This is a genomic window from Haladaptatus paucihalophilus DX253, from assembly GCF_000376445.1.
Classification (GTDB): Archaea; Halobacteriota; Halobacteria; order Halobacteriales; family Haladaptataceae; genus Haladaptatus; species Haladaptatus paucihalophilus.
The window spans coordinates 452,732-464,200 of record NZ_AQXI01000002.1 but is presented as its reverse complement, the minus strand read 5'-3'; the positions used below and the strand labels follow the sequence as shown (position 1 = coordinate 464,200).

Sequence of the window (11,469 nt, the reverse complement as noted above, 5' to 3'; positions counted from 1 at the left end):
AGGGACTGCCATTCGAGTGAATCGTTATCGAATGGAGGGGAATTCGGCCCGTTCGTATCCCTTCCGCGGACCGACGAACGGGATACGACCGTGGCGGCAGATATCCCAGCGTGAAATCCCCGTCGTCGCGGGTTCGACGATGCGATTGTTCGACGATTCCCGTACCGCGTTACTTCACTGCGCCGAATCCGTTTGCGATGGGCTCGGCGTTTGTACGTGCGAGAGATACCCGGTGAGGTCCGTCGTCGAAATCATTCCGATGACGCCCTCCGTCTCGTCGACCACGGGCATGTGATGGAATCCGCCTTCGACCATGCGGTCGGAGACCTCTCGAATCGAATCCTGTATCGACGCGGTACTCACGTCGGCAGTCATGTAGGCGGAGACTGGCGTTTCGTCCTTGGGCTGGCGTTCGGCCACGATTTTGACGAAATCGGTGGTCGTCAGGATACCCTCGAGGTGGTTTTCGTCGTCGATGACTATAACCGACCCCACGTCGTTAGAAAGCATCTTCTGTGCCGCCTCTTCCACGAGCGTTTCGGGCGTTACCGTCTGAAGCGTGGTAGACATGAGCCGCCCTACCAAAACATCTTCCATACCGTTGTCTCTCTCCGAATATGGATAAAAGTTGCCGCTGATACAGTTTCAACTATCGGAACGATTGGACCGCTTGGGACTACTCCTCGGGTACCCGGTTCGGCACCGGTGGCGGACGAAAAGCACCGTATTCCACAACTGGCGATTATGTCGCAAGGATTGTCATTGTCGTTTACAAACCACAATATCTGCCAGTCTCACTCACCTTATATGGGTCTGGGTAGCACACTGAACTGGCTATCATGACCAGGGATCGATTTATTCGGGGACTTCCCCGAACAAACTCCACCTTCCGATTCTGACGTACAGTTCCTCGATACCACGCTCCGCGATGGCGAACAAGCGCCCGGCATCTCACTGACGCCTACGGACAAAGCCGAAATCGCACGAAAACTCGATGCGACCGGCGTCGGCGTCATCGAAGCGGGCAGCGCGTGCACGGGAGCGGGCGAGAGAGAAACGATTTCGCGCGTCGCCGACCTCGGCCTCGACGCGACGGTGACGAGTTTCGCTCGCGGTATCAAGGGCGACATCGACTTGGCGCTCGACTGCGGCGTCGGCGGTGTCAATCTCGTTGTCCCGGCGAGCGACCGCCACATCGAGGGGAAAGTCGGCACGACGCGCGACGATGTCGTCGAGACCGCGGTCCGTCTCACCGAATACGCGAAGGACCACGACCTGTGGGTCGAAGTCCTCGGCGAGGACGGGTCACGCGCCGACCTCGACTTCCTCGAACGGCTGATGCGCGCGGCCCTCGACGCCGGTGCCGACCGCATCTGCTACTGCGATACGGTCGGGCACGCGACGCCGGACCGCACGGCGGACGTCATCTCTCGATTGGCTCCGCTCGGTCCCACGAGCACCCACACCCACGACGACCTCGGCTTGGCGCTCACGAACGCGTTGGTGAGCGTCGCGGCCGGGGCCGACCTCGTTCACGCCACCGTGAACGGCATCGGCGAACGCGCCGGGAACGTCGCGTTGGAGGAAGTCGCGGTGGCGCTCGACCACGGATACGACGTCGAGACCGTCTCGACCGAGAAGTTGTACGACCTCGCGCAGACGGTCGCCACGGCGACCGACGTTCCGCTCGCGCCGAACAAAGCCGTCATCGGCGAGAACGCGTTCACGCACGAGTCGGGCATCCACACGGACGGGACGCTGAAAGACGACGCGATGTACGAACCGTACTCGCCGAGTGCCGTCGGCCGCGAGCGGCGACTCGTTCTCGGAAAGCACGCCGGACGTGCGGGTGTTCGTGCGGCACTCGACGAACACGACGTCGACGTGACCAAGGACGAGTTGAACGCGATAGTCGAGCAGGTGAAGGAGATCGGCGAACGCGGAAAGCGTATCACCGATACCGACCTGCTCGCCATCGCCGACGAAGTACAGGGCCGCGAACGAGACCAGCGCGTCGAACTGCTGGACCTCACCGCGACGAGCGGCGGTGCGACGCCGACAGCGAGCGTTCGACTGGCCGTCGACGGCGAAGAGCAGGTGGCGAGTGGCGTCGGGAGCGGTCCCGTCGACGCCGCCATCACCGCCACCCGGCGGGCGCTCGACATCGATGCGACGCTCGAATCGTATCACGTCGATGCGATTACCGGGGGGACGGACGCGCTCGTCACCGTCGAAGTCGAAGTATCGCACGGCGATCACTCGGTGACGGTGAACGCGAGCGATTCGGACATCACCCGCGCCAGCGTCACCGTCATGCTCGATGCGTTCAATCGACTCCTCGACGGGAATCCGGAACCCGCTGTGGCCGACGATTAGCGCCGCGTACGGCGGCTAGACGGGAACTCTTTTTTAAAGAATGCGTCCGTCGAGAGCTGAGTGCCGTTCGGGTCCCGGGTGGGACGGTAGTATACACAGTGCGTCTGTCTAATAGCAAGAATTATGTGAGAGAATGACTAACGTAGAACCGTCGTCGTATAGTCATCCAACCAAGGTTGTCAGGAATGATTGCCTGTCGTCCACGCCACGAGGTAGACGTCACCCGACGTCTGCTTTCGATACGCTCCTTCATCCCAAACTAAGAATTACGGAGACCGCGGACCGACGACGAGATGCGATTCTACCGATATCTGATTCGGTACGTCGACCGGGGGAGTCCACCGATTTCGCGCTTTGGTTCCCCGCTGTGAGAGAGACGATATTCGTGTGAGCGGTAGGAAGACCCTGGGCGCGTCCGCCTCGCCAACCACCGACCTCGACTCACCTCACGGCGCGGTGTTATCGAACGGCGGCTCGGTTTCCGGCGGAAGCGGCGTCTCGTAGCTCTGTTCACCGGTTTCCGCGTCGAACTCCTCGTTCGCTTCCGCGACGATGGACGGATTCTCGATGAGCGTGTACGCGGTTCCGCCGAGCACTTTCGCGGCGTAGACGGCCCCCTGTTTCCCGAAATCGCCGTTCGCCGCGGTCGCCTGCCACGTGTGGCCCGGCGTTCCGACCGCCCACGTCGCCGCTCGGAACTGACCCGTCGGCGTGATCCAACTCACGTCACCCACGTCGGTCGAACCGCCGCCGACGTCACCCTCCGCGTGCGGTGGAACCGGGACGTCGTAGAGGTTCGCGTCGCGTATCTCCGCCGCGTACTCCTCGGGCACGTCTTCGAGACTCGCCTCGATCCGTTCGTCGGAGACGGTCTCCTTGAGTTTGCCCGCGAACGTTCTGTCGTCGTCGGAGTACCCGACCTCGCCGACTTCCTGCATGGTCTCCCAGATGACGTCGGTGACGGTACGGTTGGGAAGGAAGTCCCAGCAGCCGGTGATGAACCGGCGGTTCACGTCCGTTTGCGTCATCGTGGCCGCGCCGTCGGCGATGTCCGTCAGCCAGTCGCTGATTTGTTCGACTTCGGAGCGCGTGGGTGCACGGACGTAGTACCACACGGTGGCTTTCGCGGGGACCACGTTGGGGGCGTCGCCGCCGTCCGTGATGACGTAGTGGACGCGGGCTTTCTCGGAGATGTGTTCCCGCATGTATTCGACGCCCGTGTTGAGGAGTTCAACGGCGTCGAGCGCACTGCGCCCGGATTCCGGTGCCGCCGCCGCGTGTGCGGAAACGCCGTCGAACGTGAACTGGATCGAGTCCAGCGCGAGCGACCGGTCGAGCGTGGGCGTACTGAGGGTCGATGGATGCCACGTGATGGCCGCATCGAGGCCGTCGAACACGCCATCGCGGGCCATGAAGACCTTCCCGACGAGCGTCTCCTCCGCCGGACAGCCGTAGAATTCGATGGTTCCGTCGATATCGCCGCGTTCGATGGCACGCTTCACCCCGATAGCCCCGCCGACTCCGGCGACGCCGAAGAGGTTGTGACCACAGCCGTGACCCGGCCCACCTTGTTCAACGGGGTCGTGTTCCGCCGTTACCTTCTGGGAGAGGTCCGGGAGCGCGTCGTACTCCCCGAGAATCCCGACCGTCGGGTCGCCGCTTCCGTACGAAGCCTTGAACGCCGTCGGCATTCCGCCGAGTCCGACCTCCACGTCGAACTCTTCCTCCATCAACCGGTCGATGAGCACCTGCGCGGATTCCTCTTCCTGCAGGCCGAGTTCGGGCGTCTCCCAGATGCGCTGAGCCATCGATGTCAGTCGTTCCCGCTCGCTCTCGACGTCTTCGTACACGGTCGCTCTCGCCATGGCTCTCCGCTCGTATGCCGGGACCATCAACGTTCGGCTCCCGCACGGCCTTCACCGGTATTCCGCGACGGTGCGGGCTGACGGAAAAGCGATATCCGATTCAGTAGAGCGTTCCCCCGGGAGGAACCGATTTTTCGGGCGTGACGAGGACCGGATTCCCGTCGTCGCCCGGGACGCCGACGGTCAGCGCCTCCGATTCGAACCCAGCGATCCGAACCGACCCCAAGTTCGTCGCACAGAGCACCTGCGTCCCTACGAGGTCGTCGACATCGTGGTGATACCCCAACTGTGCGGCCGATTGAAGCGATTCGTCGCCCACATCCAACCGGAGTTTGACCATCTCGGGCTTCTCCGCTTCGGGGAACGCTTTTGCCTCTCGCACCTCGGCCACGCGAATGGTCGCGTCGAACGGACTGTCGGTCATACCGGCTTCACTACGGACGCCCGCAAGTAAGTGGTACCGTCCGTTTCCGTCCGGGCCGACGTGGTGAGGGTTCGCCGACTACTTCGACCGGAGTCGCTCGATGATGCTCGCCGTCTTGTCCATCGCCTCGATGTCGGAAATCGAATCGCCGACGCCGATCCGACCGGATTCGACTACATCCGCACATATCCCGCCGCGGCCGTCTTTGAGCGCTCGGGCGACGCCCTCCTGTTCGTTGAGTTGTTCAACGTGCGCACAGGGCGGCCGCGGTCTCGTCCCCTCCAACAGCGCGTCACCGACTCGAAAGCGGTGTTTCAGGAGGTCGTGCACGTCGATGCCCTCCGTGACGACGTTGCGTCGATGCTCGCCAGCCGTCAGGTCGAAGCCGAACTCCCGGTCGATTGCGTCGATCGCTTCGTTCGCTATCAACGTGACCTGACAGACGTCGTACGGGGAATAGTAGCCCGTTCCGTTGAAATATCGGTCGCCCCGGAGTCCCCTGTCGGCGACCGCGTGTACCTCCGTGACCGACTGCATCGGTTCGGACCCGGTCCCTGTGATGAAGAGGTCCGTAATCTGTGCCATATCCATCCCTTCGTCTCGAACACGGATAACGACTCATCTCTGTTTTTCTCTCGGACATGATGTCCGAAGCGTCACTTTCGACCGCCCGGTTCCAACACCCGTGCAAGAGAGGTGTGGAAGCGAATCCCGGGATATTCGCTGAGAATCGTGGAGCCAATCCGGGACGTCGAATTACCTGCTTGAATATGCAGCCCCATCGAGTATAACGCTCAAATACCACATTCTGTTGAAAGGATTTACTATGAGACGACATTGTTCGAAAACCGAAACCAGTCTCCCTCAAGAGTACAAATCGTTGCGACACCTCTCTTCTGATGACACGAGCGAATTGAATTGCGATAGCGATCGAACCACGCATCAGGATAGATCGGATCTGAGTAGCGCTGGTACCACGTAAAATGGTCGAGCATACCCGTACACTCGGATTCAAGGTTGCGTTCGCGCTCGGCCTCGGGACGATGATTGCCGCCGGTATCTTCTCGCTGTCCGGGACGGCGGTGGCGGCGGTGGGGAGCAGCGCGATTATCTCGTTCGTTATCGCGGCGGTCATCGCAAGTATCACGGCATACACCTACTCGGAGTTCGCCTCCATCTACAGCGAAAACGGCGGCGGGTATCTGTTTTCCTCGCGCACGTTCGAGGAGGACCGATTGCTGTTCGCCATCGGTTCCTCGTTGTTTCTCGGATATTGCGCGACCACGGCGTTCTACCTCGCCACCATGGGCGAGTGGTTTCACCAGTTCATCATTCCCCACGGCATACCGATTCCGCACGGCGGTATCGCCGTTCTCACCGCGATTCTCCTCGGCTACCTCAATTCGAAGGGGACCGAGGAGAGCGGCACGTTTCAGGTACTCGTAACGAGCGCGAAGGTGGCCGTTCTGGTGGTGTTCGTCGGCGGAGCCTTCGGAAGCGCTGGTCCGGCGGAAGCCATCGGTACGTTCACGACCGGATTTCAGAACGACGTCGGTGGCATCGTCTCCGTCGCCGCGGTCGCGTTCATCACGTTCTTCGGGTTCTCCGCCATCGCCGCCAGTGCGGGTGAAATCATCGAACCGCGAAAGACGGTCCCCAAAGCAATCGCCGCGAGTATTCTCACGGTGACGGTCCTCTACATCTTCGTCATCGTCGCCATGGTCAATTCGCCGATTCCCGCGGAGGTAGTCGCTCGGCAGGGCGAAACCGCCATGGGAAAGGTCGCCGCGGCGTTCCTAGGTTCGTTCGGAAAGTGGCTCATCGTCGCCGGTGCCATCTTCAGCATGGTGTCGGCGTCGAACGCCTCCATCCTGGCGGCGTCGGGTATCGGTTCGTTGATGGGGAAACAGGGCCAAGCACCCCGACGGTTTAGCCGCATTCATCCGACGTACGCCACCCCGTTCTGGAGCGTGATAACGACGACGGGGGTGATTTCGGCCCTCATCGTCGCCTTCATTACGCTGTTTCCCAGCGAGGGCGGGGTCGGCCCGCTTCACCTCGGCCTCAACGCGCTGACCGGGTTTGCGAACCTGAACCTGCTCGCCCCGTTGGCGGTCGTCAACGTCGCGCTCATCGCCTCTCGGCGTCGGTTCCCCGACCTCGAACGGCCCATCCGGGTCCCGTTCTCGCCGTGGTTGCCCGTGTTGGGAATCGTCGCCAATCTCGCGCTCATCGCCAAGTTGCCGCCGACGGGAATCGCGGTCGGCGTCGCCGTCGAACTGCTGTTCATCGGTGCGTATCTCGTCTGGGGCGGCGCGCCCAACGTGGACGAACTGGTCAGGCACGCCGTCGAACAACAGACGCAACCGCTCGGGACGACCGGAGACGGTCAAGCCGGAGCGGAGACGCCATCGGAACTCGATACCGACGTGGAGGCGGCAGGCGAGGAATCGGAAGACCGCTATCGCGTACTGGTACCGATGGCGCGCATCAACCGCGCCCCCGACTATGTTCGATTGGCGGCAACGCTGGCGAACGCACGCGACGAAAACCCCATCGTTCACGTCCTCAACGTCACACACATCCCCGACCAGACGCCGTACGAGATGGTCCAAGAGACCGCCGAAAAGCGAGCCGACCGACTCGTGGAGCGGCTCGACACCGTGGACGTGAACGCCGAGTATACCGTCGGCGGGCACATCTCACGGGACGTCGGGTTCGATATCAACGAGACCGCCCGCAGTAACGAGGTGGACCTCATCCTGATGGGATATCCCGAGGAACACTACGAAATCGCCGAGTCGGTCGAATACAACGCCCCCTGTGACGTCCTGTTCGCGCAGAACTTCGACATGGGGGATTCGGAGCAACTCGACACCATCAACGTCGGTGTGGGCGGCGGTCCGCACCACGAATCGATGCTCTCGCTCGTCGGAACCCTCGGGAGAGCGGGCGCAACGGTTCACGTCATCAACGTCACCCCGACCGGTAACAACGGGACGACGGAGGAGATGGAGGAAACCCTCGATGAACTGCCACCCGATATCGCCATCGAGCGCCACGAGGTCACGGCCGAAAGCGTCGCCGACGGAGTGGTCGACGTCGCCGCCGAGAACGGAGGCCCGTTGTTCATCGGGGCGTCACGGACGCGGTTGCTCAAACGATGGGTCCTCGGGTCGACTCCCGATCAAGTCATTCAGCGGGCCGACGCCGCCGGTGTCCCGGTCATCGTCTACGCGACCCCCACCGGTATCACCGGCCGTCTCAGTGAAGCGTTGACCCCGCTCGGTCGGCTTACTCGGCGAGTGTTCAGGCGAAACCAGGAACGAGATTCGGCCACGCCGGTTCGGTCGGACTGACGCACACGCCGACGGTATTCGAACGCACACTGGGACGAACGTTTCGACTGGGGACAGTCGGAATCACCGTGTTCTCCGGTCTTTTCTTCCGCTATTCACTCGGTGGTAAAACGATGGTCTCGCTCTCGACGGTGCCTCCCGCATCACTGTTTGAGCGTGCGGTCCGACTTCGTGTTCGACCTTCTCGCGTCCCTCGTCGCCCTCTTCGTCTGTCTCTTTTCGCTCTCGGTCATCCGCTTGACCGCCCTCGGGAGTTCCGTATCGACGTATCGGGACGAAGTATCGCTCCTCGCCGCGTTCACGGGACTCGGGTTCGGCATGGGCGTGTTGAATACGACCGTACCGGCAACGACCAGACTTCTCATCGCCCTCCTCTAGCCGCTTTGGCCAGTTCCTCAAATCACTCATCCGTCCAATACGGTCCTCATTTTTCCGCTTTCCAGTCACCGGCCTCTTCGCCGTGGAACTCACCCTTTGCTTCGCGCGTGGTCGGCCAGAACGTCACGACTGCCGTTAGCAAATAGAAGAGAAAGACACCGCCGATGACGACGACACCGGGAATTCCCGGGACGGCAGCGGTCGCGAGCGGACTCTCGTTCGGGACGAAGACGGTAATGCGGAAGAGCCACGCCACGAGGAGAACCGTGAGCAACGGAAAGTAGATCCGTTTCAATCGACGTGACATCGCTTCCCGTAGCGACACTTTCACCGTCGGTTTCCGAAGGTCCGCGCCGATCTTTTCTCGCCAGTCACGGTGGACCGCGCCCTCCGGGTCGAACGCGTTGGCGAAGATGTTCTCTTCGATCATCCGCACACGCGAGCGGGTCGCATCGTACGTGCGATACCGCCGAACGTCGAACAGCAGGAACATGACCATCGCAAACATCCCGATCAGCAGGAAATAGGGCGGACTATCCGTACTTTCGAACGAAAGTGCGAGCATCGCTACGATAACGGCAATCGCCCAGTCGATAGTGAGGTCCAAGCGGTCCAACCGAGTGGACATCTGTGAGACTTCGCCCCGGTAGTAGTGGGGTATCAACGAGAGGAAATCGGAACGCTCCTCTGCCGCCTTCGTCGCCACCTCACGGGCGTGGCGTTGCTCCGGGTCGAACTCCTCGTCTTCGCGGTCCCCCATACGAATGAGTTGGTGATACGCGGATAACTATCGCTCGGTAGGTATGACGGTTACCACGTATCAATCAGTGCAATCCCCGCTTTTCGGGAGCGTATGGGGTAGTTTACGAGGCCACAGAGAGGGTGGCTCGTCTCGACTTCATCCGTCACGAGATAGGGGTTTCCACATTCTTCCAGTACGTCCGCGACGAGCGGCCCGTTCTCCCTCGTAAATGGCCTCTTTGATGGTCCTCGGTGCGCCGCATCCCGACTCAGCGGTCGTCGTTCGCTCTCCCCATCCGTCGCGCCGCTTCGACGAGGGTTCCGAGCGCCTGTCGAACGTCGTCGTCGCGTAACGCCGCGAGCAGGCCGAACAGGCCGAGTTTCTTCGGCTTCGTCTCGTCCGTGAACGCGCTCAATCCGGCGTCGAGCGAGTTCACGACCTCGGGTTGGGCGGCCGTCTCGGTCAGCGCGACCAAGCCCTCCATGTTCCTCCCCAGTTCGTACATGTCCGGCGTCTCGCGCTCCCGGCGGGCGTCCGTGAATCCTTCGACGGCAAGCCGCAAGTCCGCGATGGGTTCGCGGTTGTTCCGTGCGACGTCCGTGAGTTCGGGAACGAGGTCGTCGGCCAGCCCGCGCGTCACGTCGAGGAGTTCGAGGAGTTCGACGAGCGCGTCGGCGTTCTCGCCGAGTCGTTCGAGGAGGACGATTGTTTCTTCCTTCTCGAACGCCGCTCGCAGTCGCTCGATAGTCGCACGGTTCTCGCGGACGACCGTGACGAGTTCCGGCACGAGGTCCTCGGTCAGCCCGGCGCTGACTTCGAGCACGTCCAGCAGTTCGACCAACTGTTCCGAATTGTGCCCGACCTTCTGGAGCAGGACGAGCGTCTCTTCGCGCTCGAACGCCACGCGAAGGTCGCGGATGGGTTCGCGGTTGTCGCGGGCGACGTCCGTCAGTTCGGGGACGAGTTCCTCCGCGAGGCCCTGCGTCGCGTCGAGGGCGTCGAGCAACGCGATGAGGTCCTCGGCGTTGTCGTCGATTTTGTCCACGAGCGCGTCGAGGTCCTCCGAGTCGCGTTCGGTAACCGCTTCCTGGGTCTGTGTATCACTCATTCGTGATCACCTACGGGAGCGGGTCGTAACCGTGCAGCCAGAGGTTCCAGTACACCGACGGCAGCACGTTGACGTCCAAAATCCAGTTCATCTTGCTCTCGACGGGCGCGGAGATGCTCTCCTCGTAGTCGAACTCCGCCATCATCGCCTTCCCCTTCTTCGTGAGGAGCGGACAGGCGGCGTAGCCGGAGTACTTCGCGTGCGGCGTCCGTCCCTCGATGAGGGCTTCGAGGTTGTCGGCGACGACGTGCGCTTCTTTGCGGGCGGCCGCCGCGGTCTTCGAGTGGGGCGCGTTCTCACAGTCGCCCAATGCGAACACGTCGTCGTACTCCGTGTGCTGCAGCGTGCGCTCGTCTATCGTCACGTACTCGCCGTTCTCGCTGCCCTCGGTCAGGGGCGAGCCTTCGGTGATGGCCGTCTGGCCGTACTGGGGCGTCACCGGGGCGAGGAGGTCGTACTCTATCTCCCGGCCGTCGGCGGCGCGGACGACCTGCTCGTCGGGGTCGATTGCTTCGACGGAGAAGTTCGCTTCGAACTGTATGTCGCGGTCGTCCCACAACTGGTAGAGTTTGTCCCGGTAGGGCTGGACGCCGAAGTGGTGGTCGGCGTTCCGGGTCATGATGAACTCCGTCTCGTCGCGGATTCCCTTGCGCCGAGCGAAATCCTCGGCGAGCATCGTCATCTTCAGCGGCGCGCCGGGACATTTGATGGGCGTGTTCGGTTGGGTGACGACGAACGTTCCGCCGTCGAAGTCCTCGAACGCCTCCCGCATCGCCATCGCCGCCTCGTAGTGATAGAACGGATAGACGGAATCGGTTTCCTCCCACCCTTCGAGCAGTCCGGGGGTCGCTTCGGGTGCGAGTCGATGACCGGTGGCGACGACGAGATAATCGTACTCGATGTCGTCCTCGGCGCACTCGACGACCTTCTCGTCGGGGTCGACGCCGGTCACCTCGTCCTGCACGAACTCGATGCCGTTGTCGAAGAGTTCGCGGACGTCCCGAGCCTGCTCTTCGGCGTCGAGATAGCCGAAGGGGATGAGGTAGAACGACGGCTGGTACATGTGCTTCGTGCTCTTATCGACCACCGTGATATCGGCGTCAGTGCCCAATTTCCGTCGAAGGAGGTTCGCTGTCATGGCACCGCCCGTACCCGCACCGAGAACGACTATCTTTACCATACCTACTTACACGTGTGGTCCCACGCCCATCAAACTA

10 protein-coding genes are annotated in these 11,469 nt (G+C 62.0%); 3 read left to right on the top strand and 7 right to left on the bottom strand.

What is annotated here, in order from left to right; genetic code table 11:
- Window positions 1-174 precede the first annotated feature (174 nt).
- A complete protein-coding gene (locus tag B208_RS0118425) occupies window positions 175-597 on the bottom strand; it encodes a CBS domain-containing protein (RefSeq protein ID WP_026177942.1) in 423 nt (140 codons plus the stop codon).
- A 252-nt stretch (window positions 598-849) separates the two neighbouring features.
- Here B208_RS0118425 and B208_RS0118420 point away from each other — a divergent pair, with 252 nt between their 5' ends.
- Window positions 850-2,376, top strand: coding sequence for a (R)-citramalate synthase (locus tag B208_RS0118420; RefSeq protein WP_026177941.1), 1,527 nt, complete (start codon window positions 850-852; stop codon window positions 2,374-2,376).
- Between the two features lie 446 nt (window positions 2,377-2,822).
- Here the strand turns inward: B208_RS0118420 and B208_RS0118415 are convergent, their stop codons facing one another.
- The 3 genes from B208_RS0118415 to B208_RS0118405 all read right to left on the bottom strand — a co-directional run bounded on the left by B208_RS0118415 (window position 2,823) and on the right by B208_RS0118405 (window position 5,256).
- Window positions 2,823-4,241: an amidohydrolase gene (locus B208_RS0118415; RefSeq protein ID WP_007983054.1), complete on the bottom strand. Its 1,419-nt coding sequence runs from the start codon at window positions 4,239-4,241 to the stop codon at window positions 2,823-2,825.
- Window positions 4,242-4,341: 100 nt separating this feature from the next.
- The gene (locus B208_RS0118410) at window positions 4,342-4,665 is read right to left on the bottom strand and encodes a tRNA-binding protein (protein WP_007983052.1); all 324 of its coding nucleotides are present in this window, start codon (window positions 4,663-4,665) and stop codon (window positions 4,342-4,344) included.
- 78 nt (window positions 4,666-4,743) lie between these two features.
- The gene (locus B208_RS0118405; protein ID WP_007983050.1) at window positions 4,744-5,256 is read right to left on the bottom strand and encodes an MOSC domain-containing protein; all 513 of its coding nucleotides are present in this window, start codon (window positions 5,254-5,256) and stop codon (window positions 4,744-4,746) included.
- A gap of 392 nt (window positions 5,257-5,648) precedes the next feature.
- Here B208_RS0118405 and B208_RS0118400 point away from each other — a divergent pair, with 392 nt between their 5' ends.
- Both B208_RS0118400 and B208_RS0118395 read left to right on the top strand, forming a co-directional pair.
- Window positions 5,649-8,024 carry an amino acid permease gene (locus B208_RS0118400; protein ID WP_007983048.1) on the top strand — a complete coding sequence of 792 codons (2,376 nt, stop codon included), beginning with the start codon at window positions 5,649-5,651 and terminating at the stop codon, window positions 8,022-8,024.
- 156 nt (window positions 8,025-8,180) lie between these two features.
- Window positions 8,181-8,402, top strand: coding sequence for a hypothetical protein (locus B208_RS0118395; RefSeq protein WP_018129046.1), 222 nt, complete (start codon window positions 8,181-8,183; stop codon window positions 8,400-8,402).
- Between the two features lie 46 nt (window positions 8,403-8,448).
- Here B208_RS0118395 and B208_RS0118390 read toward each other — a convergent pair whose 3' ends face one another.
- From B208_RS0118390 to B208_RS0118380, 3 genes are all read right to left on the bottom strand, one after another.
- Complete coding sequence (locus tag B208_RS0118390) at window positions 8,449-9,162, bottom strand: DUF2270 domain-containing protein (RefSeq protein ID WP_007983045.1); 714 nt, start codon at window positions 9,160-9,162, stop codon at window positions 8,449-8,451.
- 250 nt (window positions 9,163-9,412) lie between these two features.
- Window positions 9,413-10,252: a DUF1641 domain-containing protein gene (locus tag B208_RS0118385; protein ID WP_007983042.1), complete on the bottom strand. Its 840-nt coding sequence runs from the start codon at window positions 10,250-10,252 to the stop codon at window positions 9,413-9,415.
- Window positions 10,253-10,262: 10 nt separating this feature from the next.
- Complete coding sequence (locus tag B208_RS0118380; RefSeq protein WP_007983037.1) at window positions 10,263-11,432, bottom strand: NAD(P)/FAD-dependent oxidoreductase; 1,170 nt, start codon at window positions 11,430-11,432, stop codon at window positions 10,263-10,265.
- Window positions 11,433-11,469 lie beyond the last annotated feature (37 nt).